At 53.7% G+C, this 23,269-nt stretch carries 23 protein-coding genes, 4 tRNA genes and 1 pseudogene; 20 read left to right on the top strand and 8 right to left on the bottom strand.

Annotated elements, in window-relative coordinates; translation table 11 throughout:
- The first annotated feature begins 1 nt into the window (after position 1).
- The 9 genes from wzxE (at position 2) to ACLJTG_RS21645 (ending at position 6,547) form a co-directional block, all read left to right on the top strand.
- Entirely contained in the window at positions 2-1,252 is a 1,251-nt protein-coding gene (gene wzxE, locus ACLJTG_RS21685) for a lipid III flippase WzxE (RefSeq protein ID WP_000050295.1), read from the top strand.
- The gene (locus ACLJTG_RS21680) at positions 1,249-2,328 is read left to right on the top strand and encodes a TDP-N-acetylfucosamine:lipid II N-acetylfucosaminyltransferase (protein ID WP_000217186.1); all 1,080 of its coding nucleotides are present in this window, start codon (positions 1,249-1,251) and stop codon (positions 2,326-2,328) included. Before wzxE ends, ACLJTG_RS21680 begins: the two co-directional genes overlap by 4 nt.
- Positions 2,325-3,683 (top strand): ECA oligosaccharide polymerase, encoded by a 1,359-nt coding sequence (wzyE, locus tag ACLJTG_RS21675; protein WP_000055609.1) that lies wholly within the window; start codon positions 2,325-2,327, stop codon positions 3,681-3,683. The genes ACLJTG_RS21680 and wzyE overlap by 4 nt, the downstream gene beginning before the upstream one ends.
- A complete protein-coding gene (wecG, locus tag ACLJTG_RS21670) occupies positions 3,680-4,420 on the top strand; it encodes a lipopolysaccharide N-acetylmannosaminouronosyltransferase (RefSeq protein ID WP_000183617.1) in 741 nt (246 codons plus the stop codon). Before wzyE ends, wecG begins: the two co-directional genes overlap by 4 nt.
- Before the next feature lie 206 nt (positions 4,421-4,626).
- Positions 4,627-6,012 carry a bifunctional threonine/serine APC transporter ThrP gene (gene thrP / locus ACLJTG_RS21665; protein ID WP_001621209.1) on the top strand — a complete coding sequence of 462 codons (1,386 nt, stop codon included), beginning with the start codon at positions 4,627-4,629 and terminating at the stop codon, positions 6,010-6,012.
- 102 nt (positions 6,013-6,114) lie between these two features.
- A tRNA-Arg gene (locus ACLJTG_RS21660) sits at positions 6,115-6,191 on the top strand.
- A 54-nt stretch (positions 6,192-6,245) separates the two neighbouring features.
- A tRNA-His gene (locus ACLJTG_RS21655) sits at positions 6,246-6,321 on the top strand.
- A 20-nt stretch (positions 6,322-6,341) separates the two neighbouring features.
- Positions 6,342-6,428 (top strand) — tRNA-Leu (locus ACLJTG_RS21650).
- A 42-nt stretch (positions 6,429-6,470) separates the two neighbouring features.
- A tRNA-Pro gene (locus ACLJTG_RS21645) sits at positions 6,471-6,547 on the top strand.
- A 581-nt stretch (positions 6,548-7,128) separates the two neighbouring features.
- On the opposite strand, the gene hemY is transcribed toward ACLJTG_RS21645, so the two are convergent.
- From hemY to hemC, 4 genes are read right to left on the bottom strand one after another with little or no spacing between them, the layout of a single operon-like run.
- On the bottom strand, positions 7,129-8,325 hold the full coding sequence (hemY, locus tag ACLJTG_RS21640) for a protoheme IX biogenesis protein HemY (RefSeq protein ID WP_023602562.1): 1,197 nt from the start codon (positions 8,323-8,325) through the stop codon (positions 7,129-7,131).
- Between the two features lie 2 nt (positions 8,326-8,327).
- Positions 8,328-9,497 (bottom strand): uroporphyrinogen-III C-methyltransferase, encoded by a 1,170-nt coding sequence (gene hemX, locus ACLJTG_RS21635; protein WP_023209829.1) that lies wholly within the window; start codon positions 9,495-9,497, stop codon positions 8,328-8,330.
- Between the two features lie 21 nt (positions 9,498-9,518).
- On the bottom strand, positions 9,519-10,259 hold the full coding sequence (hemD, locus tag ACLJTG_RS21630) for a uroporphyrinogen-III synthase (RefSeq protein ID WP_021000946.1): 741 nt from the start codon (positions 10,257-10,259) through the stop codon (positions 9,519-9,521).
- Entirely contained in the window at positions 10,256-11,197 is a 942-nt protein-coding gene (gene hemC, locus ACLJTG_RS21625; protein WP_001521319.1) for a hydroxymethylbilane synthase, read from the bottom strand. Before hemC ends, hemD begins: the two co-directional genes overlap by 4 nt.
- 376 nt (positions 11,198-11,573) lie before the next feature.
- Here hemC and cyaA point away from each other — a divergent pair, with 376 nt between their 5' ends.
- The 4 genes from cyaA to ACLJTG_RS21605 all read left to right on the top strand — a co-directional run bounded on the left by cyaA (position 11,574) and on the right by ACLJTG_RS21605 (position 15,683).
- Complete coding sequence (cyaA, locus tag ACLJTG_RS21620; RefSeq protein WP_000281718.1) at positions 11,574-14,120, top strand: class I adenylate cyclase; 2,547 nt, start codon at positions 11,574-11,576, stop codon at positions 14,118-14,120.
- A gap of 107 nt (positions 14,121-14,227) precedes the next feature.
- Complete coding sequence (locus tag ACLJTG_RS21615) at positions 14,228-14,581, top strand: membrane protein (protein ID WP_000752579.1); 354 nt, start codon at positions 14,228-14,230, stop codon at positions 14,579-14,581.
- 185 nt (positions 14,582-14,766) lie between these two features.
- Positions 14,767-15,309: an STM3941 family protein gene (locus ACLJTG_RS21610; protein WP_061424546.1), complete on the top strand. Its 543-nt coding sequence runs from the start codon at positions 14,767-14,769 to the stop codon at positions 15,307-15,309.
- Positions 15,310-15,320: 11 nt separating this feature from the next.
- Positions 15,321-15,683 (top strand): hypothetical protein, encoded by a 363-nt coding sequence (locus tag ACLJTG_RS21605; RefSeq protein WP_001641751.1) that lies wholly within the window; start codon positions 15,321-15,323, stop codon positions 15,681-15,683.
- Positions 15,684-15,753: 70 nt separating this feature from the next.
- On the opposite strand, the gene cyaY is transcribed toward ACLJTG_RS21605, so the two are convergent.
- The 4 genes and pseudogenes from cyaY to ACLJTG_RS21585 all read right to left on the bottom strand — a co-directional run bounded on the left by cyaY (position 15,754) and on the right by ACLJTG_RS21585 (position 17,041).
- A complete protein-coding gene (cyaY, locus tag ACLJTG_RS21600; RefSeq protein WP_198898390.1) occupies positions 15,754-16,074 on the bottom strand; it encodes an iron donor protein CyaY in 321 nt (106 codons plus the stop codon).
- 69 nt (positions 16,075-16,143) lie between these two features.
- Positions 16,144-16,533: a DUF3021 family protein gene (locus ACLJTG_RS21595; protein ID WP_103133387.1), complete on the bottom strand. Its 390-nt coding sequence runs from the start codon at positions 16,531-16,533 to the stop codon at positions 16,144-16,146.
- Positions 16,512-16,820 (bottom strand): annotated as a pseudogene (locus tag ACLJTG_RS21590) (hypothetical protein); the annotation flags it as partial. The pseudogene ACLJTG_RS21590 and the gene ACLJTG_RS21595, both read right to left, overlap by 22 nt.
- Entirely contained in the window at positions 16,790-17,041 is a 252-nt protein-coding gene (locus ACLJTG_RS21585) for a hypothetical protein (RefSeq protein WP_080111236.1), read from the bottom strand. The pseudogene ACLJTG_RS21590 and the gene ACLJTG_RS21585, both read right to left, overlap by 31 nt.
- Positions 17,042-17,226: 185 nt before the next feature.
- Here ACLJTG_RS21585 and lptM point away from each other — a divergent pair, with 185 nt between their 5' ends.
- The 7 genes from lptM (at position 17,227) to ysgD (ending at position 23,224) form a co-directional block, all read left to right on the top strand.
- Entirely contained in the window at positions 17,227-17,430 is a 204-nt protein-coding gene (lptM, locus tag ACLJTG_RS21580; protein WP_000799903.1) for an LPS translocon maturation chaperone LptM, read from the top strand.
- A 36-nt stretch (positions 17,431-17,466) separates the two neighbouring features.
- Positions 17,467-18,291 carry a diaminopimelate epimerase gene (gene dapF, locus ACLJTG_RS21575; protein WP_001160671.1) on the top strand — a complete coding sequence of 275 codons (825 nt, stop codon included), beginning with the start codon at positions 17,467-17,469 and terminating at the stop codon, positions 18,289-18,291.
- Positions 18,288-18,995, top strand: a complete 708-nt coding sequence (locus ACLJTG_RS21570; RefSeq protein ID WP_000812760.1) for a DUF484 domain-containing protein — start codon at positions 18,288-18,290, stop codon at positions 18,993-18,995. The genes dapF and ACLJTG_RS21570 overlap by 4 nt, the downstream gene beginning before the upstream one ends.
- Positions 18,992-19,894, top strand: coding sequence for a tyrosine recombinase XerC (gene xerC / locus ACLJTG_RS21565; RefSeq protein ID WP_000141124.1), 903 nt, complete (start codon positions 18,992-18,994; stop codon positions 19,892-19,894). Before ACLJTG_RS21570 ends, xerC begins: the two co-directional genes overlap by 4 nt.
- The gene (gene yigB, locus ACLJTG_RS21560; RefSeq protein ID WP_001213560.1) at positions 19,894-20,610 is read left to right on the top strand and encodes a 5-amino-6-(5-phospho-D-ribitylamino)uracil phosphatase YigB; all 717 of its coding nucleotides are present in this window, start codon (positions 19,894-19,896) and stop codon (positions 20,608-20,610) included. The genes xerC and yigB overlap by 1 nt, the downstream gene beginning before the upstream one ends.
- A gap of 135 nt (positions 20,611-20,745) precedes the next feature.
- Positions 20,746-22,908, top strand: coding sequence for a DNA helicase II (gene uvrD, locus ACLJTG_RS21555; RefSeq protein ID WP_000383436.1), 2,163 nt, complete (start codon positions 20,746-20,748; stop codon positions 22,906-22,908).
- Positions 22,909-23,167: 259 nt separating this feature from the next.
- Complete coding sequence (gene ysgD / locus ACLJTG_RS21550; protein ID WP_212723238.1) at positions 23,168-23,224, top strand: YsgD/CorL family protein; 57 nt, start codon at positions 23,168-23,170, stop codon at positions 23,222-23,224.
- Positions 23,225-23,269 lie beyond the last annotated feature (45 nt).

The raw sequence follows: 23,269 nt of genomic DNA, 5'->3' as shown, positions 1-23,269 counted from the left end.
TATGTCGCTTGCTAAAGCCTCCCTGTGGACGGCGGTCAGTACGCTGGTAAAAATTGGCGCCGGACTGCTGGTGGTGAAACTACTGGCCGTCTCTTTTGGTCCGGCGGGCGTCGGACAAGCGGGTAACTTCCGCCAGATGATTACCGTGCTGGGCGTATTGGCTGGCGCCGGGATATTTAACGGCGTTACCAAACTTGTCGCACAACATCATGATAACCCGGCGCAGTTACGTACCGTGGTGGGAACCTCCTCCGCGATGGTATTGGGGTTCTCTACGCTGCTAGCGCTGGTCTTCCTGCTGGCGGCGGCGCCGATTAGCCAGGGATTGTTCGGTCATACGGACTATCAAGGGCTGGTGCGTCTGGTTGCGCTGGTACAAATGGGGATCGCCTGGGCGAACCTGCTGCTGGCGCTAATGAAGGGCTTTCGTGACGCGTCGGGTAATGCCTTATCGTTAATTGTCGGCAGCTTTTTGGGCGTCGCCGCCTGGTATCTCTGCTACCGTGTCGGCGGCTATGAAGGTGCTCTGCTTGGTCTGGCGCTGGTGCCGGCGCTGGTGGTAGTGCCAGCCGGTATAATACTGATTAAGCGCGGCACCGTCCCGCTACGCTATCTCAAGCCCTCCTGGGACAACGGTCTGGCAGGGCAGCTCAGTAAATTTACCCTGATGGCGCTGATTACCTCCGTTACGATGCCGGTTGCCTATGTGATGATGCGAAACCAACTGGCCGCGCACTATAGCTGGAGCGATGTCGGGATCTGGCAGGGCGTAAGCAGTATTTCTGACGCCTATCTGCAATTTATCACCGCCTCCTTCAGCGTTTACCTGTTACCCACGCTCTCACGCCTGACGGAAAAACAGGACATTACGCGTGAAGTGGTAAAAGCGCTGAAATTTGTTTTACCGGCGGTTGCGGCGGCGAGTTTTACCGTCTGGCTACTGCGCGATTTTGCTATCTGGCTGCTTTTTTCCGCCAAATTCACCGCGATGCGCGATCTGTTCGCCTGGCAGTTAGTGGGCGACGTGCTGAAAGTCGGCGCCTATGTTTTCGGTTATCTGGTGATTGCCAAAGCGTCGTTGCGATTTTACATTCTGGCCGAAATTAGTCAGTTCATTCTGTTAACGGCGTTCGCTCACTGGCTGATTCCCGCTCACGGCGCGCTGGGTGCGGCACAGGCTTATATGGCCACCTATATTGTCTATTTTTCACTTTGTTGCGGCGTATTTTTACTCTGGCGTAGGCGAGCATGACTGTACTGATTCACGTCCTGGGATCGGATATCCCTCACCATAACCACACCGTGCTGCGGTTTTTCAATGATACGCTGGCCGCCACAAGCGAGCACGCGCGCGAATTTATGGTTGCCGGCGAGGATAACGGCTTCACGGAAAGCTGTCCGGCGCTCTCGCTTCGTTTTTATGGCAGTAAGAAAGCGCTGGCGCAGGCGGTCATCGCCAAAGCGAAAGCAAATCGTCGACAGAGATTCTTCTTTCACGGTCAGTTCAACACCAGCCTGTGGCTGGCGCTGTTAAGCGGCGGTATTAAGCCAGCTCAGTTTTACTGGCATATCTGGGGCGCGGATCTCTACGAAGTGTCCCACGGGCTGAAATTCCGCCTTTTCTACCCGCTTCGTCGTATCGCGCAGGGGCGAGTAGGGGGCGTATTCGCGACGCGCGGCGATCTCAGCTATTTTGCGCGTCAGCATCCGGACGTACGCGGCGAGTTGCTCTATTTCCCGACGCGCATGGACCCTTCCCTGAATGCTATGGCAAAAGAGCGCCAACGTGCGGGGAAATTGACCATTTTGGTAGGGAACTCCGGCGATCGTAGTAACCAACACATTGCGGCGTTACGGGCGGTGTATCAGCAGTTTGGCGACACGGTAAACGTGGTGGTGCCGATGGGCTATCCGGCCAATAACCAGGACTATATTGATGAGGTTCGTCAGGCCGGTCTGGCGCTATTTAGCGCCGAAAATTTACAAATTCTTAGCGAAAAAATGGAATTTGATGCCTATCTTGCGCTGTTGCGCCAGTGCGACCTCGGTTATTTTATTTTTGCCCGCCAACAGGGGATCGGGACGTTGTGTCTGCTAATTCAGGCCGATATCCCGTGCGTACTGAATCGCGACAATCCTTTCTGGCAGGATATGGCGGAACAGCATCTGCCCGTCCTATTTACCACGGACGATCTTAATGAGCAGGTCGTGCGCGAGGCGCAGCGTCAGCTCGCATCGGTAGATAAAAGCGGCATCACCTTCTTTAGCCCCAACTACCTGCAACCGTGGCATAATGCGTTGAGAATCGCCGCAGGAGAAGCCGAATGAGTTTAATGCAATTCAGCGGGCTGCTGGTGGTCTGGCTGCTCTCTACGCTGTTTATCGCCACGCTGACCTGGTTTGAATTCCGCCGCGTGCGTTTTAACTTCAACGTTTTCTTTTCGTTGCTGTTTTTGTTGACCTTCTTTTTTGGTTTTCCGCTAACCAGCGTGCTGGTATTTCGTTTCGACGTTGGCGTCGCGCCGCCGGAAATCTTATTGCAGGCTCTATTATCCGCCGCCTGTTTCTACGGCGTGTATTACGTGACCTATAAAACGCGTTTACGCAAACGCGTTGTGGATGTACCACGCAAGCCGCTATTTACCATGAACCGGGTGGAAACCCACCTTACCTGGGTGATCCTGATGGGCATCGCGCTGGTGAGCGTGGCGATTTTCTTTATGCATAACGGCTTTTTGCTGTTCCGGCTGCACTCCTACAGCCAGATCTTTTCCAGCGAAGTCTCCGGCGTGGCGTTAAAACGGTTCTTCTATTTCTTCATTCCGGCGATGCTGGTGGTCTATTTCCTGCGCCAGGACAGCAAAGCGTGGCTGTTCTTTCTGGTGAGCACCGTCGCGTTTGGTCTGTTGACCTACATGATTGTCGGCGGCACGCGCGCTAACATCATTATTGCGTTTGCTATCTTCCTGTTTATCGGCATTATTCGGGGCTGGATCAGCCTGTGGATGCTGGCGGCGGCGGGCGTGCTGGGGATTGTCGGTATGTTCTGGCTGGCGCTCAAACGCTACGGATTAAATGTGAGCGGCGATGAGGCGTTCTATACGTTTCTTTATCTAACGCGCGATACCTTTTCGCCGTGGGAGAATCTGGCGCTGCTGTTGCAAAATTACCACAATATCGAGTTTCAGGGGCTGGCCCCTATCGTGCGTGATTTCTACGTCTTTATTCCCACCTGGTTATGGCCGGGACGACCCAGCATCGTGCTGAATTCTGCGAATTACTTCACTTGGGAAGTCCTGAACAACCATTCTGGCCTGGCGATATCGCCAACGCTTATCGGATCGCTGGTGGTCATGGGCGGGGCGCTGTTTATTCCGCTCGGCGCGATCGTTGTCGGGTTGATTATCAAATGGTTCGACTGGCTGTATGAACTGGGTAACCGGGAGCCCAATCGCTATAAGGCGGCGATTCTGCACAGTTTCTGCTTTGGCGCCATCTTTAATATGATTGTGCTGGCGCGAGAAGGGCTGGATTCGTTTGTTTCGCGCGTGGTTTTCTTCCTGGTGGTTTTTGGCGCCAGCCTGCTGGTCGCTAAGCTTCTGTTCTGGTTATTTGATAGCGCCGGACTGATTCATAAACGTACAACTTCGCTCCCTCAGGCACAGGTGGAAGGAAAACTATGACCAATAATGCCGCTGCGCCCCTTTACTCGCTGCGCGGGTTACCTCTGATTGGCTGGCGCGACATGTCACACGCGCTGAATTATCTGTTTGCCGATGGTCAACTGAAGCAAGGCACGTTGGTGGCGATCAACGCCGAAAAGCTGCTGACGGCGGAAGATAATCCGGAAGTCCGCGCGTTGATAGCGGCGGCGGAATTTAAATATGCCGATGGCATCAGCGTGGTGCGTTCAATACGTAAAAAATTTCCGCAGGCGCAGGTTTCTCGTGTGGCTGGCGCCGACCTTTGGGAAGCGTTAATGGCGCGCGCGGGGAAAGAAGGCACGCCGGTATTTCTTGTCGGCGGCAAGCCTGAGGTGCTGGCACAGACGGAAGCAAAACTGCGGACGCAGTGGAACGTCAATATTGTGGGTAGCCAGGACGGTTACTTTACGCCGGAGCAGCGTCAGGCGCTATTTGCGCGTATCCATGCCAGCGGCGCGAAAATTGTCACCGTCGCGATGGGATCGCCAAAACAGGAATTACTCATGCGCGATTGTCGGGAAGTGCATCCCCATGCGTTATATATGGGGGTGGGCGGGACCTATGATGTGTTTACCGGTCACGTTAAACGCGCCCCAAAAATATGGCAGAACCTGGGGCTGGAGTGGTTGTATCGTCTGCTTTCGCAACCGAAGCGTATTACCCGCCAGATGCGTCTGCTGCGCTACCTTCGCTGGCACTATACTGGCGATCTCTAATTCTCCCTTCTGATGACTTGAGCAGCGGATTGTGCTTATGGCGCTGCTCATTTACAACATAATCGATGATTTCTTACACAATAAGTGCATTTTTTTAATGCTCCATTTGCCATTTGTCCAAATTTAAGAAAATATTCGCAACAATCGATGTACCCATAACAATAACCGGTACTACCGGAACCGTTGCAAACACGACATGAGGATTTATGGCAGAGAAAAAACCGGAGCTACAGCGTGGGCTGGAAGCTCGTCATATTGAATTGATTGCCCTCGGGGGCACCATCGGCGTCGGACTCTTTATGGGCGCCGCCAGTACGCTGAAATGGGCGGGCCCGTCAGTGCTGCTGGCGTATATCATCGCCGGATTGTTCGTCTTTTTCATCATGCGTTCGATGGGGGAGATGCTCTTTCTGGAACCTGTTACCGGCTCCTTTGCCGTGTACGCCCACCGGTATATGAGTCCTTTTTTTGGCTATCTTACCGCCTGGTCATACTGGTTTATGTGGATGGCGGTCGGGATCTCGGAAATTACCGCCATTGGGGTCTACGTCCAGTTCTGGTTTCCGGAGATGGCGCAGTGGATACCGGCGCTGATTGCCGTCGGACTGGTCGCGTTGGCGAATCTGGCTGCGGTGCGCCTGTATGGTGAAATCGAGTTCTGGTTTGCGATGATCAAAGTCACCACGATTATTGTGATGATCATCATCGGTCTGGGGGTGATTTTCTTCGGCTTTGGTAACGGCGGCCAGGCGATTGGCTTTGGTAATCTGACCGAGCATGGCGGCTTTTTTGCCGGCGGCTGGAAAGGCTTTCTGACCGCATTGTGTATCGTGGTGGCCTCTTATCAGGGGGTTGAGTTGATCGGTATTACCGCCGGTGAAGCGAAGAATCCGCAGGTGACGTTGCGTAGCGCGGTGGGTAAAGTGCTGTGGCGTATCCTGATTTTTTATGTTGGCGCGATTTTCGTGATCGTCACCATTTTCCCGTGGAATGAGATTGGCAGCAACGGCAGCCCCTTTGTGCTCACCTTCGCGAAAATCGGCATCACCGCCGCGGCAGGCATTATCAACTTTGTCGTGCTGACGGCGGCGCTCTCCGGCTGTAACAGCGGAATGTATAGCTGTGGGCGTATGCTTTACGCGCTGGCGAAAAACCGTCAACTGCCGGCGGCAGTCGCGAAAGTCTCTCGCCACGGCGTGCCGGTCGCGGGCGTGGCGCTCTCTATTTTGATTTTGCTGGTAGGTTCTTGCCTGAACTACATCATCCCCAATCCGCAGCGCGTCTTTGTTTACGTTTATAGCGCCAGCGTACTGCCGGGGATGGTGCCGTGGTTTGTCATTCTGATTAGCCAACTGCGCTTTCGTCGGGCGCATAAAGAAGCGATTGCGGATCATCCTTTTCGTTCCATTATGTTTCCGTGGGCGAACTATTTGACGATGGCGTTTCTGGTTTGCGTTTTAATCGGCATGTACTTTAATGAAGATACGCGCATGTCGCTGTTTGTCGGCATCATCTTCCTGCTGGCCGTCACGCTGGTCTACAAAGTTTTCGGCCTGAATCGTCACGGAACCGCCCACAAGGTGGGGGAATAAGCGCCAAAATGCGCAAAGCATAACCAAACGCGCATTTTATTTAAAAAGGCACTGGACAGCGGGGTGTGAAGTCCGTATTATCCACCCCCGCAACGGCGCTAAGCGCCCGTAGCTCAGCTGGATAGAGCGCTGCCCTCCGGAGGCAGAGGTCTCAGGTTCGAATCCTGTCGGGCGTACCATTTATTTAGGTGCTTGAGCTGCGGTGGTTTAATACCGCGTAAAAAGTTTCAGTGGTGGCTATAGCTCAGTTGGTAGAGCCCTGGATTGTGATTCCAGTTGTCGTGGGTTCGAATCCCATTAGCCACCCCATTAATATAGAGTTGTGAAACGCGAAGGTGGCGGAATTGGTAGACGCGCTAGCTTCAGGTGTTAGTGTCCTTACGGACGTGGGGGTTCAAGTCCCCCCCCTCGCACCACGACTCAATGAATTGAACTAAAAATTCAAAAAAGCAGTATATCGGCGAGTAGCGCAGCTTGGTAGCGCAACTGGTTTGGGACCAGTGGGTCGGAGGTTCGAATCCTCTCTCGCCGACCAATTTTGAACCCCGCTTCGGCGGGGTTTTTTGTTTTCTGTTCCTTTTCAACCCCTTATCCCGCACGTGTTGCCATTATGATTTGTTGGCGATATCCCAGGCTTCATTTGTCGCTATTCGGTGACGAGTAATCTATTGATTTATAATCACTTTGTAAAAAGCATCCTGTTCTGTCTCCACCGGGCGACACGCTAAAACCTCGCCAGCGGCGGGGGGATGACAATCGCGTGAATTCTCTACGTTTTTTTAATGCCTGCGCCTGTTTTTTAGCGGTACAAAGATGGCACGTTATGTGCAATAATGTACGGGTAGATGCTCATTCCATCTCTTATGTTCGCCTTCTGGCCTCATAAACTCAGGAATGATGCAGAGCCGTTTACGGTGCTTATCGTCCACTGACAGATGTCGCTTACGCCTCATCAAACACCCTGGACACAACGTTGAGTGAAGCACCCCTTTATGTTGTCATACAGACCTGTTTTGACGCCTGCCCCTTAACCGGGCAGGCGTTTTTTTATGCATCCCGAATGATTTTGTGTAGGCGGTAAGCCCGGTAAGCGAAGCGCCACCGGGCAAGAGGGAATTACTGCGGGGGATTGTTCTGTAATGTCAGCATCAGGCCGTCGCGCCGCATGGCGGCGGCCTCTTCCGGTTGATGCAGTCGATCAAGCGCATCGGCAAGCCAGGCATAATCATACGCGTCCGGGCGTTGTTTCAGCGCGGCGCGGAAAGCCAGGGTCGCCTCCTGCCATTCACCGTGTTTCATTAGCGACTGGCCGAGCGTGCTCCATAACAGCGGGCGATCGCCTACCGTCTTGATTTGCTGGCGCAGCACTTTCTCCAGTTGTTCCGGATTATTGGTTCTGAGGCGAGGAATGGGCAGCACCAGCCGATCGTCATACTGGCGTTTCAGACCGTCAATGATAATCTGCTGCGCCATATCATGATCGTCACATTCGATCAGATGCTCGGCCATTGCGACCTGCAGCGCCACCTGATGGCGGGTTTTACGGCTTTGGTTTTTCCACCAGGTGCGTAATCCTTCGCTGCCCTGCTCGGCGCGCGCCTGATCCATGAGTCCTATCCACGCCTGTTGTTCGAGCATGGCGCGATGCGCTTCATCGCCGACGTGCGCTTTCGCCATGGATGGGATGATATCCAGTAAAGAACTCCATGCGCTGGTGCGAATATAGGCCTGCTCCGCCAGACGCAGAACTTCCGGGTGACGCGGCGTGACCTCCAGCAGTTTGTCCACGCCGTGACGCGCTGCGTGATTTTCATTGCGCGCCAGCTGTAAGCGCACGCGCGTGATCTCGACCGGGATGGTGTCGTTCCCCGCCAGCTCTGCCGCACGTTCAAGGTGCTGATTAGCGCGCGCTTCATCGCCGCGCTGCTGCGCCGCTTCTGCCGCCAGCAGATAATTTACCACCGGTTGTTCAGCATGGTCGGCATTTTTTGACATCAGCTTTTCAACCTGCTGATAGTCGCCCTCCGCCAGCTTCAGCAGCGCCTGTTCGGTCTGCTTGCGAGCGCGACGGCGTTTACGACCGGCAAACCAACCGCGGGTGTGCGCGCCGGTACGAAACAGACGGCGTAGTAACCACTCAATGGCGAATAGCACCACCATAGCGACGATGAGAATGATCGCCAGGCCGGTGACGCTGGTTTCAATGTTGTAGGTATCGGTCTGGATTAACACATAGCCCTGGTGACCGGCTATCATCGGGCCGACCACGATACCCGCGAGCAACAACACAAAGAGCAATAATACTTTTAGCATCATTATTCTCCTTGCGGCGCGGCTGCCGGAGCGTCTGTCTGCGTGGCAGGCGCTGCCGTAGAGACTGTCGGTTGCGCCAGCAGATTACGCACGCGGGTTTGCATCAGTTTTTCAAGGATCGCCTGGCTTCCCAGGGTTTCCGGCAGATCCATCGTGATATTTTGCTGGCTTAATTTATCGACCTCCTCCAGGAAGGCTTTTGTCGCGGCGTCGTCAGTATCGTAATAAGCGCGAACCCAGGTCGAAACGTTATCCAGCGCCTGACGGTATGTTTCTTCCTGATGGCGTGGCACGGCCTGCGCGGCGACTAACAGGCGGGAGCGAATATTTTCGCGTAAATAGACGTCCTGGTTGGGCGCCAACAGCGGTACGGCGGTATCATCGCGGCGGCGAATGGTAATAAAGCTGTCCATAAAGTTCTGCCAGCTTTTTTGCAGGTTAACGCGCCATTCGCTTAGCGAGCTGGACAGCTCGCTGCTGTCTGAATCCATCGGCGAACCATCGGTATCGTTATCCGCCAGACGCAGGTTATCGATTTGGTTAGAGAGCTGATTGAGCTTGAGAATAATGCCGTCGTAGTCGATCTGCGCAACGGATGACAGGCTGGCGATATCGTCAGTAATCGCGCGTCGTGCGGTAATCAGGCTGGGGTCGTTCATGTCCGCCAGACTGGCGTCAGCGCTTTTGAGCAGCGCAGCGGCGGTAGTGACGTCCTGATCGCTCCATAGCTTGCGTCCGGCGAGTTTCACCAGGAAATCAGCCTGCGCCAGCAGCCAAGTTTTAGCATCGCTGCCGGAAATGGTGGCGACTTTTTGTTGTACTTCATCAAGCTGTTTCGCCAGCGCCGCCTGTTGGCGATTTGCGTCATCTAACTGCGCCGCTTGTTTTTTGATAATCCCTTCCAGCTCCGCTTTTTGGCTCTCCTGCGCCTTTTGCAAGGCGGTTAGTTGCGTCGCCAGCGCATCGCTGGTTTCCGTTTGCGCGGTTGCCTGCTGTTTCCCCCAGCTATAAAGCCCAATACCTGCCGCCAGGGCAATCGCGATCGCCACCGCGCTTAATACCAGCGCGGCGCCGTTCTTACTTTTTTTCTCGGTATTAACTGGCTGTGGCGTGGTTTCCACGGTCTCCCTGGTCTCATCAACCACGGCGGAGGATTTTTCTTGTTCCGTCATTATGGCATCCCATTATGAGAGTTATTGTAATGCGCGCAACAGCGCATCGTTGTCGGCGTTATCAGCGACCTTAATATCTTGCCAGCCCAGTTCCCGGGCGAGGTGCGCCAGACGTTCACTGACGACCAATAGCCGACAGCGTAGTAACCAGTGCTCACGATACCACTCGGGAGTCAGCGACCAGAGCCGTTGCAACATCTCGCCGCTGGTGACAACAAGCGTTGTTACGCCGCGAGTATGCCAGCGCATCGCTTCTTCCGCGCCATCGTAATGTTTCGCACATCGTTGATAACATTCACAAAAACTGACTTCGGCTCCGCGAGCTGTCAGGGTTTCGCCCAGCAGTTCGCGGCCGCCATTGCCACGCAAAATCAGCGCGCGTTTGCCCGCAATATTTTGTAATTCAGGTAATTGTAGCAAGGCTTCGCTGATTTCCCGATCCAATGGATAACGAATATCGAACCCGCTAACGGTATGAAGGGCGAGCGCCGTGGTGCGGCCAATCGCGAAATAGCGCGGCGACGCAGGCCAGTTTCGACCATCCCGCTGGAGCTGGGAGTGAGCAAAGGCGACAGCGTGCTGTGAAAGGGCAAAAACCAGATCGTTTTCCGTCAGCGTCGCCAGGCGGTCGGCCAGAGTGGGTAGCTCCCGACCAGCGACAAATTCAATCAGTGGAAAACTCCAGGCCACCTGCCCCAGTGCGCGCAGACGGCTCACTAATGCTTCCCCTGCGGGAGAGGGGCGGGTGATCAGAATACTCATGCGGGCGTCTCGCCGTTATAAACTTCCGTCAGAATCGCGCGTGCGCCGTTTTCCAGCAGTTCCTCTGCAAGCGAGATGCCCATTTGCTCCGCCTGCTCGGGAGAACCACGACGTTCGCCGCGCACCATCACCGAACCGTCCGGCGCGCCAACCAGCGCGCGTAGCCAAATTTCACCGTTGATGATTTCTGCATAGCTGCCAATCGGCACCTGACAACCGCCTTCCAGGCGGGTGTTCATAGCGCGTTCCGCCGTTACGCGCAGCGCGGTTTGCGAGTGATTCAACGGTGCGAGCAGCGCCTGCGTTCGCGCGTCGTCAAGACGACACTCAATCCCGACGGCGCCCTGGCCTACGGCAGGAAGCGAAACGTCGGGCGGCAAGGCTGTGCGAATGCGCGACTCCAGACCTAAGCGTTTCAGACCGGCCACGGCCAGGATAATGGCGTCATAGTCGCCGTTGTCCAGCTTGCCGAGACGTGTGCCGACGTTGCCGCGCAACGAACGGATAATGAGGTCCGGACGGCGTTCCGCCAGTTGACACTGACGACGCAAACTGGACGTCCCGACGATACTACCCGCGGGCAGATCGTCCAGACTGTGATATTTATTCGAGACAAACGCGTCGCGCGGATCTTCGCGCTCGCAAATGGTCACCAGACCGAGACCGTCCGGGAAGGCCACCGGAACGTCTTTCATAGAGTGCACGGCGATATCAGCGCGTTTTTCCAGCAGCGCGATTTCAAGCTCTTTAACAAACAGTCCCTTACCGCCCACTTTCGCCAGGGGAGTATCGAGAATCACGTCGCCGCGTGTGACCATCGGCACCAGTTCTACCGTCAGTCCCGGATGGGTTGCCATCAATGCGTCTTTGACATAATGTGCCTGCCAAAGCGCAAGGGGACTTTGGCGTGTGGCAATTCTTAAAACATTGTCTAACATGCTTGTTACCGTCATTATCAATCATTGACCATCCTAACATCCTTATAGAGAGTATGTTAGTTTTCCGGTCACCGTGAGTGAGAGGATAAGGCGCAGTGTCGTCAATGACAGTGAATAATGACGAGAAACCGCCAGCCCGTATTTAAGAATTTACACGCAGCGAACGGTGCTACACTTGTATGTAGCGCATCTTTCTTTACGGTCAATGAGCAAGGTGTTAAATTGATCACGTTTTAGACCATTTTTTCGTCGGTATTAGATAAAAATATGCAGGCGAGAAAGGGTAACGGTTATTTTTGACATACGGTTTATCCCGAATGGCGACGGTCAAGTACTGACCTGCACCATGACGGGTAGCAACATCAGGCGATACGTCTTGTACCTCTATATTGAGACTCTGAAACAGAGACTGGATGCCATAAATCAACTGCGTGTGGATCGCGCGCTTGCTGCCATGGGACCCGCTTTTCAGCAGGTTTACAGTCTTCTGCCGACATTATTGCACTATCACCATCCACTGATGCCGGGTTACCTTGATGGTAACGTTCCCAGCGGTATTTGCTTCTACACGCCTGATGAAACCCAACGCCACTATCTGAACGAACTTGAGCTGTACCGCGGTATGACGCCGCAGGACCCGCCGAAGGGCGAGCTGCCGATTACCGGTGTTTACACCATGGGCAGCACCTCCTCGGTCGGGCAGAGCTGCTCGTCCGACCTGGATATCTGGGTGTGCCATCAGTCCTGGCTCGACGGTGAAGAGCGTCAGTTGCTGCAACGTAAGTGTAGCCTGCTGGAAAGCTGGGCCGCCTCGCTTGGCGTTGAGGTGAGCTTCTTCCTGATCGACGAGAACCGTTTCCGCCATAACGAAAGCGGCAGTCTGGGCGGGGAAGACTGTGGTTCTACGCAGCATATCCTGTTGCTTGATGAGTTTTATCGTACCGCTGTGCGCCTGGCCGGGAAGCGTATCCTGTGGAGTATGGTGCCGTGCGACGAAGAAGAGCATTACGACGACTATGTCATGACGCTCTACGCGCAGGGCGTATTAACGCCAAACGAATGGCTGGATCTGGGAGGCTTAAGCTCGCTCTCCGCCGAAGAGTACTTTGGCGCCAGCCTGTGGCAGCTATACAAGAGCATTGACTCGCCGTACAAAGCGGTGCTGAAAACGCTGCTGCTGGAAGCCTACTCATGGGAATATCCCAACCCACGTCTGCTGGCGAAAGATATTAAACAACGTCTGCATGACGGTGAAATCGTATCGTTTGGACTCGATCCCTACTGCATGATGCTGGAACGGGTCACTGAATACCTGACGGCGATTGAAGATCCGACGCGGCTGGATTTAGTCCGCCGCTGCTTTTACCTGAAAGTGTGCGAGAAATTAAGTCGCGAGCGTGCCTGCGTAGGCTGGCGTCGGGAAGTATTAAGCCAGTTAGTCAGCGAGTGGGGATGGGACGACGCGCGTCTGACCATGCTCGATAATCGCGCAAACTGGAAAATCGATCAGGTGCGCGAAGCCCACAACGAATTGCTCGACGCCATGATGCAGAGCTATCGTAATCTGATTCGCTTTGCGCGGCGCAACAACCTCAGCGTGAGTGCCAGCCCGCAGGATATCGGCGTACTGACGCGTAAGCTGTACGCGGCTTTTGAAGCGTTGCCGGGTAAAGTCACGCTGGTGAACCCGCAGATATCGCCGGATCTGTCCGAGCCGAATTTAACCTTTATCCATGTGCCGCCGGGACGCGCCAACCGTTCAGGCTGGTATCTCTACAACCGCGCGCCGAACATGGACTCCATCATCAGCCATCAGCCGCTGGAATATAACCGTTATCTTAATAAGCTGGTCGCGTGGGCGTGGTTCAACGGCCTGCTGACGTCGCGAACGCATCTGTTTATTAAGGGCAACGGTATTGTCGACCTGCCTAAGTTGCAGGAGATGGTCGCCGATGTTTCGCACCATTTCCCGCTGCGCTTGCCTGCTCCGACGCCGAAAGCGCTCTACAGCCCCTGTGAAATTCGCCATCTGGCGATTATCGTTAACCTCGAATATGACCCGACGGCGGCGTTTCGCAATAAAGTGGTTCATTTTGACTTCCGTAAGCTGGACGTTTTCAGCTTTGGCGAAGAGCAAAACTGTCTGATAGGCAGTATCGACTTGTTATATCGCAACTCGTGGAACGAAGTGCGTACTCTGCACTTTAACGGCGAGCAGGCGATGATCGAAGCGCTGAAAACGATTCTGGGGAAAATGCACCAGGATGCCGCGCCGCCGGATAGCGTCGAAGTGTTCTGCTACAGTCAGCATCTTCGCGGTCTGATTCGCACCCGCGTGCAGCAACTGGTCTCCGAATGTATCGAGCTACGTCTTTCCAGCACCCGTCAGGAGACCGGTCGCTTCAAGGCGCTGCGGGTTTCCGGGCAGACGTGGGGACTATTCTTCGAACGCTTGAATGTCTCGGTGCAGAAGCTGGAGAACGCTATCGAATTCTACGGCGCGATTTCGCATAACAAGCTGCACGGGCTGTCGGTACAGGTGGAAACCAACCAGGTGAAATTGCCGTCAGTGGTGGATGGCTTCGCCAGCGAAGGGATTATCCAGTTCTTCTTTGAAGAAACGGGCGATGAGAAAGGCTTTAATATTTATATTCTGGATGAAAGTAACCGGGCGGAAGTGTATCACCACTGCGAAGGTAGCAAGGAAGAACTGGTGCGCGACGTCAGTCGCTTCTATTCGTCATCGCACGATCGCTTCACGTATGGCTCCAGTTTTATCAACTTTAACCTGCCGCAGTTCTACCAGATAGTGAAAACCGATGGCCGCGCGCAGGTGATCCCATTCCGTACGCAGCCTATCAACACCGTGCCGCCAGCAAACCAGGATCATGACGCGCCGCTATTGCAGCAGTATTTTTCGTAAGTGCTGCGCCGGGCAAAGCTGCCCGGCCGGCGTTCACCGCTTCACATTAACTTCACCCAACTTCGTTACCGTGACCTCCGCATTTGGTTTACAGGAGGAGGTTTGAGGTGGCAGATGCGTTCATTTTGTTAGGGATAGTCATGGCGATGGTCAGCCTCGGCTTCATTCTTATAAATAAGTTATTCTGTTTTATATCTGCTGGGTGCCTGCTCTCGCTATGCGCCAGCATGGCCAGTTTTCAACTCTGGGATGCGTCTTACTGGGGGCGATGGGGAAAAGTATGTCCCGGTCTGGATGTGATCATCTCCTGCGACAATTACCATTTTCTCTATGATCTGGGATGGGAATTGTACGGTATCGCCTTTTTGTTCTTTACCGCGTTAATGCTCACATGTGCGGCCATTATTCTTATCAATATGATTATGGCTTTAGAGCGATACTGTGCCGGATGGCGGCGCTAATACGCCTTATCCAGCCTACATTCGAAGAATGCTCATTGAGCGGAACAAGGTTTAGACAATATTTTTTCTTATACAATTTATGTAGTAATATCCAGACCGTTCAAAACGCTATCGCGTCTTTCATTGTTTTCGTAAATATGTTTTGAAAAACCATATTAGAAACAAAAGCTCTTTAATGGTTTCTTATGGATGTTTTTATAAAAGGATATTATATGTCAATAAACAACCCTATTCTTATTTACGTGAATAAGAAACGACAAATAAAATTAGCTCTGTTTTATTCAGTGGTAGCTATAGCTCTTATGATGAGCCTCTTTCTAAATTATAGTATTATGCTAAAGATGGTGTGTGTTTTTTTAATACTCCTCATGATAGCAGGCGCAAGTGCTTACTGGTACTCCGCCTTTTCAGGAAAGCCACAGCTAACGTTGAACCAGGAGGGAGTAACATTACATACAACCAGGCTACCAATAGTTTACTGGCATGAAATCGACTATGTTGGTGAGCGTGTTAGCGATAATACGCCTGTGCTGGCCATTTTTGTCAAGGATGTTGAGCTTTATTGTCAGCGAATTACTAATGAGAAAATGCGTAATAATTTTCTGTCATTATTAAATAAGCATGGAAGTAATCGCGTGATGAATATCTCTCTAAACGATCTCGATTATGATTCAGATGAGTTACAGGATATTTTTAAAATGGCTGTTGCCAGAAACCTGGAACAATAGGGTAGAGATATATGTTTTTTGTTATTACTCACCATATTGATGTGCTGCCTCTGGCAACCCTACCCACACATGAAACATGCCCTTATTGTAATAATCAGGATGTATGGTTGATTATTCGCCAAAAAAGGACCCGTACATGTGGTCTGTCTCAAGCGAGAAAAAGAGATAAGTTTGGTTTAGCGATATGCAAGCATTGTAGCAATGAAATCAAGGAAAAACGTTGGTCACCAGCGTTACGTCAACTTTTTACCGAGCAGAAGCCACTATTTAACCTAACCTTTTGGCAACGCTACGGTTTTTGGGTTGGTTGGTTGAGTGTATGGCCCGCGCTGTTTCTGGCAACCTGGCTGTATTTCACATTTCGGGGTTGGTAATACGATCGCATATCTCGTTAAATATACGCAGGAAAGCGCTATTCTTCTGGCTCTCCTGCGGAATTAAAACTTAGCGAAAACTCACCTTTTCACCCGCTTGCTGCGTCGCCGCCTGCTCCAGCAGCTCCCAGAACGTTTCGCCGCTGCGATCGCACACCCACTCGTCACCTTTCAGGTCAAAGTGATAGCCGCCCTGTTTGGTCGCCAGCCACACCTGGTGCAACGGCTCCTGACGGTTAATAATGATTTTACTGCCGTTTTCAAAGGTGATGGTCAACACGCCGCCGTTGATTTCACAGTCGATATCGCTGTCGCCATCCCAGTCGTCCAGACGTTCTTCGATGGCTAACCACAGAGTGTCGGCAAGGCGATGAAATTCACTGTCGTTCATTGTTTTATCCCGCTATTTAGTGATATCGCCAGTATAAGGGGAAGCGTCAGCTTCTGGAACTGATACGAATTACCGTTGTGAGCGGTAAAGGATAAAACCCAGCGGTAGATAAATGACGATAAATAGCGCACTGGTGATAAGTATGACGGACGCGTTAACCGGGAAATGGTTCAGAGCCGACAGCATTGCCACCATCAGTGCGACGCAGCCGCCGCAGAGGAGAAAATGCAACAGGATTAAGGGGGCGCGCGGCTTTGCTTTGATATCCAAAAGAGCGCTAAGCAGACCGAGTACCGCGCTTATCGTCAGAACCCCGGCAGCTTCAACACCGTTTATCGTGCCGTGCATAACGCTTTCAACAATGACGTAAATGCATGAACCGATCCCCACGCCCCGAAGGGCGTTTTTCAAATGTTTAATCAAGCGCGCCAAACGGCTTAGCGACGTGATTTTTGGCATTCCTGAGCCTGCGTTATGATGATGATGTCTTTATTGTCGGAGTACATACTCTGATTCAAATTGAGCGTCTTATCCGGACAGGGGGATGCTGTTCGGTAAAGCTGGCTGCCAATCCACGTATAAACGTAGCGGTTATCATACGCAAAACGTTCGGTGACTTTTAGCGGCCCATTGATGCTAAAGACATGAATACCCTGACCTTGCTGGCTATCACGCATAAAATAGTCGTGCTCTTTTCCGGCGTTAATTTCCCGGTTCAGGAAGGGGGTTGCGCTATCCAGTTCCAGCCCTGAGTTGCCGGGTTAATCAATGAATTGGGTAACCGACGCAGGCGTTTGAAACTCACCTCCGGCAACGAAAGATTGTTCTCCTCTTCTGGCTGGAGATAAACCACGCCGCTGCCTTGCCGCTGATAAACATTGTGCGGAGATTCACTCAGCCGGCATCCCCTGGCGGGAGGCAGCAGAAGTGAAAGCGAAAAAAGGCAAAACAAATTACGATATTGCATAAGGTCATCCGGACGTGGTACGTAAACCTAAAGTGATTAGCAAAGCATGTTTCCTGATGTAAATGCGCAATAATCATGGCAACGCGCCGCTTTTCAGATTTTATAAAGAGCCCCTAAACGCTTGCTTTTACGCCTTCTCCTGCGATGATAGAAAATAGAAAGCATGAACTTACAGGCAATCCATAATGAAAAACGTGTTTAAGACACTCGCTGTACTTCTGACTCTGTTCAGCCTGACGGGCTGCGGTTTGAAAGGGCCGCTTTATTTCCCGCCAGCCGATAAAAATGCGCCGCCGCCGACGAAAAAAGTCGATTCGCAAACGCAGTCCACGATGCCCGATAAGAACGATCGCGCAACGGGAGATGGCCCGTCCCAGGTCAATTACTGAGGATAGTTTTCTGTCCCCGCGTGAACGGAGTGAATGATGCAATTCTCTAAAATGCATGGCCTTGGCAACGATTTTATGGTCGTCGACGCGGTAACGCAGAATGTCTTTTTTTCGCCGGAACTGATTCGTCGGCTATCCGACAGACACCTGGGCGTAGGGTTCGATCAGCTGCTGGTGGTTGAGCCGCCCTATGATCCTGAGTTGGACTTTCATTACCGCATCTTCAACGCCGACGGCAGTGAAGTCTCGCAGTGCGGCAATGGCGCGCGCTGTTTCGCGCGATTTGTTCGCCTGAAAGGGCTAACCAATAAACGCGACATTCGGGTCAGTACCGCGAATGGCCGGATGGTACTGAGCGTCACGGAAGATGAACTGGTACGCGTCAATATGGGCGAGCCAAACTTTGAACCCGCGCAGGTGCCTTTTCGCGCCAACAAAGCGGAAAAGACGTATATTATGCGAGCGGCGGAACAGACCATATTGTGCGGCGTGGTTTCAATGGGTAATCCGCACTGTGTCATTCAGGTTGATAACGTCGACACGGCGGCCGTTGAAACACTGGGGCCGGTTCTGGAAAGCCATGAGCGTTTTCCGGAACGTGCCAACATTGGTTTTATGCAGGTTGTAAGACGTGAGCATATCCGGCTGCGAGTCTATGAACGCGGCGCAGGGGAGACCCGTGCGTGCGGCAGCGGCGCGTGCGCTGCCGTTGCCGTGGGGATTCAGCAGGGGCTGCTGGCTGAAGAAGTACGCGTGGAATTACCGGGCGGTCGGCTGGATATCGCCTGGAAAGGTCCGGGTCATCCGTTATACATGACTGGTCCGGCGGCACATATCTACGACGGATTTATCCATTTATGAAGCAACCAGAGGAAGAACTACAGGAAACGCTCACGGAACTGGACGATCGAGCGGTCGTCGATTACCTGCGCCACCACCCTGAGTTTTTTATCCGTAACGCCCATGCCGTGGAAGCGATGCGTGTTCCACATCCCGTGCGGGGAACGGTTTCGCTCGTTGAGTGGCATATGGCCCGCGCGCGTAATCACATCAATGTGCTTGAAGAAAATATGACGCTGCTGATGGAACAGGCTCATGCCAATGAAAGCCTGTTTTATCGCTTGCTGCATCTGCAAAGCCGTCTGGTCGCCGCGGATAGTCTGGATGAGATGCTGATGCGGTTTCACCGCTGGGCGCGCGATTTGGGGCTTGCCGGCGCGACGCTGCGTTTGTTCCCGGATCGGTGGCGTCTTGGCGCGCCATCGCGCTATACGCATCTGGCTTTAAACCGTCAGGCCTTCGAGCCGCTGCGTATTCAACGACTGGGACAGTCGCAGCATTATCTTGGCCCGCTAAACGGCCCGGAACTGCTGGTGGTCTTGCCGGAGGCGAAGGCTGTAGGCTCGGTAGCTATGTCGATGATGGGCAGCGATGGCGACCTCGGGGTGATTCTCTTCAGCAGCCGTGACCCGCACCACTATCAGCCGGGGCAGGGGACGCAGCTTTTACAGGAGATCGCGCTGATGCTGCCGGAACTGCTGGAACGCTGGATTAAACGCGTATGACGGAGGTCGCGCTTTCTCAGGATGTCTCGCGGTTCCTGCGCTATTTAGGCGTGGAGCGCCAGCTTAGCCCTATTACCCTGCAGAACTACCAGCGTCAGCTTGATGCCATTATCGCTTTAGCCGGAGAAACCGGGCTGAAAAGCTGGCAACAATGTGACGCTGCGATTGTGCGCAGTTTTGCGGTGCGCAGTCGGCGCAAAGGGCTTGGCCCTGCCAGTCTGGCGCTACGTCTCTCGGCATTGCGAAGCTTTTTTGACTGGTTAGTCAGTCAGGGCGAATTGAAAGCTAACCCGGCGAAGGGCGTCTCCGCACCGAAAGCGCCGCGTCATCTGCCGAAAAATATTGATGTCGACGACGTTAACCGCCTGCTGGACATCGATCTTAACGATCCGCTCGCCGTACGTGATCGGGCGATGCTGGAGGTCATGTACGGCGCGGGACTGCGTTTATCCGAACTGGTTGGCCTGGATATAAAGCACCTCGATCTCGATACCGGAGAAGTGTGGGTAATGGGTAAAGGCAGCAAAGAGCGACGCCTGCCGATTGGCCGTAACGCGGTGACGTGGATTGAGCACTGGTTGGATCTGCGCGGCCTGTTCGCCAGCGATGAAGAGGCGTTATTCCTGTCGAAGCTCGGCAAGCGTATCTCCGCGCGCAATGTCCAAAAACGGTTCGCCGAATGGGGCATAAAGCAGGGGCTAAACAGCCACGTGCATCCACATAAGCTGCGCCATTCGTTCGCGACCCATATGCTGGAATCGAGCGGCGATCTGCGCGGCGTGCAAGAGCTGCTGGGTCATGCCAACCTTTCCACCACCCAAATTTATACTCATCTTGATTTTCAACATCTTGCTTCAGTGTACGACGCGGCGCATCCGCGCGCTAAACGGGGGAAATAATGCGTTTTTACCGGCCTTTGGGGCGTATTGCCGCGCTCACCTTTGACCTGGATGATACCCTTTATGATAACCGTCCGGTGATTTTGCGTACTGAGCAGGAAGCGCTCGCTTTTATGCAGAATTATCACCCGTCGCTACGTTCGTTTCAAAACGTCGATTTACAGCGGATACGGCAGGCGGTGCGTGAAGCGGAGCCGGAAATCTATCATGACGTTACCCGCTGGCGCCATCGCGCGATAGAGCAGGCCATGCGGGATGCGGGATTATCGGCGCAGGAGGCCATTGCCGGCGCGAATGCGGCGATGATGCATTTTGCCAAATGGCGCAGCCAGATTGAGGTTCCGCAGGCTACCCATGAGACGTTACAGCAGCTTGCGAAAAAATGGCCGTTGGTGGCGATCACTAACGGCAACGCCCAGCCGGAACTGTTTGGCCTCGGCGATTACTTTAAGTTTGTACTGCGCGCCGGCCCGGATGGACGTTCCAAGCCGTTTAGCGACATGTATTTCCTGGCGGCGGAAAAACTGCATGTGCCGATCGGCGAGATCCTGCATGTCGGCGACGATCTGACTACCGATGTGGCTGGCGCTATTCGCTGTGGGATGCAGGCCTGCTGGATTAAACCTGAAAATGCCGACCTGATGCGGACGCAGGACAGCCGTTTACTGCCGCATATCGAAATTTCGCGGTTGGCATCTCTCACCTCGCTGATATAATCACCAGTAGTTCTGTATAAATTCCCAGTTATTCTGGCGGATGGCGCTATGCTTATCCGCCCTACGATAAGTAGCCCCGGTAAGCGAAGCGCCACCGGGCGTTTTTAGTTTTCATGTTTTTACGCGGCGGTGCCAATGGACGTTTCTTACCTGCTCGACAGCCTTAATGATAAACAGCGCGAAGCGGTGGCCGCGCCACGTAGCAACATGCTGGTGCTGGCGGGCGCGGGAAGCGGGAAAACCCGCGTGCTGGTGCACCGTATCGCCTGGTTACTGAGCGTAGAAAACAACTCGCCATACTCCATCATGGCGGTGACCTTTACCAATAAAGCGGCGGCGGAAATGCGCCATCGTATTGGCCAGTTGATGGGGACCAGCCAGGGCGGAATGTGGGTAGGGACGTTCCACGGTCTGGCGCACCGCCTGCTGCGCGCGCATCATATGGACGCTAATTTGCCGCAGGATTTCCAGATTCTCGACAGCGAAGATCAGATGCGTTTGCTTAAACGCCTGATTAAGGCGATGAATCTTGATGAGAAGCAGTGGCCGCCGCGTCAGGCGATGTGGTACATCAATAGCCAGAAAGACGAAGGGCTACGCCCGCACCATATCCAAAGCTATGGCAACCCGGTGGAGCAGACCTGGCAGAAGGTGTATCAGGCCTATCAGGAAGCGTGCGATCGCGCTGGTCTGGTGGATTTTGCCGAGCTACTGCTGCGCGCTCATGAACTATGGCTGAACAAGCCGCACATCCTGCAACACTATCGCGAGCGGTTTACTAACATCCTGGTGGACGAATTCCAGGATACCAACAACATTCAGTACGCCTGGGTTCGTCTGCTGGCGGGCGATACCGGTAAGGTGATGATTGTCGGCGACGATGACCAGTCGATCTACGGCTGGCGCGGGGCCCAGGTAGAGAACATCCAGCGCTTCCTCAATGATTTCCCCGGCGCGCAGACCATTCGTCTGGAGCAGAATTACCGCTCGACCAGCAACATCCTTAGCGCGGCGAACGCTCTGATTGAAAACAACAACGGGCGTTTGGGTAAAAAGCTGTGGACTGACGGCGTTGACGGCGAACCGATATCTCTGTACTGCGCTTTCAACGAACTGGATGAAGCGCGCTTTGTGGTTAACCGTATCAAAACCTGGCAGGACAACGGCGGCGCGCTTGCGCAATGCGCCATCCTTTATCGCAGCAACGCCCAGTCGCGCGTGCTGGAAGAAGCGTTATTACAGGCCAGTATGCCGTACCGCATTTACGGCGGTATGCGCTTCTTCGAACGCCAGGAGATCAAAGATGCGCTCTCTTATCTGCGTTTGATTGCCAATCGCAACGATGATGCCGCCTTTGAACGCGTGGTGAATACCCCAACGCGCGGCATCGGCGACCGCACGCTGGACGTGGTGCGCCAGACCTCGCGCGATCGCCAGCTAACATTGTGGCAGGCGTGCCGTGAGTTGTTACAGGAAAAAGCCCTGGCCGGGCGTGCGGCCAGCGCGCTACAACGCTTTATGGAACTGATCGACGCCCTGGCGCAGGAAACCGCCGACATGCCGCTGCATGTGCAGACTGACCGGGTGATCAAAGATTCCGGCCTGCGCACCATGTATGAGCAAGAAAAAGGCGAGAAAGGCCAGACGCGCATCGAAAACTTAGAGGAACTGGTGACGGCGACGCGGCAGTTCAGCTACAACGACGAAGATGAAGATTTAATGCCGTTGCAGGCCTTCCTCTCTCACGCGGCGCTGGAAGCGGGCGAGGGGCAGGCGGATACCTGGCAGGATGCGGTACAGCTGATGACGCTGCACTCGGCTAAAGGCCTGGAGTTTCCGCAGGTGTTTATTGTCGGCATGGAAGAGGGCATGTTCCCCAGCCAGATGTCGCTGGATGAGGGCGGGCGTTTGGAAGAGGAGCGTCGTCTGGCCTACGTCGGCGTTACCCGTGCCATGCAGAAACTGACGCTAACCTATGCGGAAACGCGTCGTCTGTACGGTAAAGAGGTCTACCATCGCCCGTCGCGTTTTATCGGCGAACTGCCGGAGGAGTGCGTGGAAGAGGTCCGTCTGCGCGCCACCGTCAGTCGTCCGGTGAGCCATCAACGAATGGGAACGCCGCTGGCGGAAAACGACACAGGCTACAAACTCGGCCAACGCGTGCGCCATGCGAAGTTCGGCGAGGGAACTATTGTCAACCTGGAGGGCAGCGGCGAGCATAGCCGGTTGCAGGTGGCTTTTCAGGGGCAAGGGATCAAATGGCTGGTTGCCGCGTATGCGAAGCTGGAAACGGTTTGACCGACTCTCATAGTGCCGGGTGGCACCTCTTATCCGGCCTACGCGCTGGCTAACATTTTGATTTGTAGGCCGGATAAGGCGAAGCCGCCATCCGGCGATATATTGATGTTAATATTCTGAAATCATAGATAAATACTCTCACTCTGCTAACCTTTCTGCATAAGGGGAAATTATTGCTTTTTCGCGTTTCGTTGCGTGTTGACGGCAAATTTTTGCTGGCGTAACATGCGCCCACGATTACGCTAAGAGGACATTCGCCTTGGACACACCCAGTAGATACTGGCTCATTATCCTGTCATCCAGGATCAACTCCTAAGGCTATCCCTTTTTGCTGATAGCCTTAGCGGTTGTCAGCGACCTT

Origin of the sequence: Salmonella sp. SAL00672, assembly GCF_046552175.1 — a bacterium.
In the GTDB taxonomy this organism is placed as follows: Bacteria; Pseudomonadota; Gammaproteobacteria; order Enterobacterales; family Enterobacteriaceae; genus Salmonella; species Salmonella enterica.
This window is presented reverse-complemented; position numbering and strand designations above follow the sequence as displayed.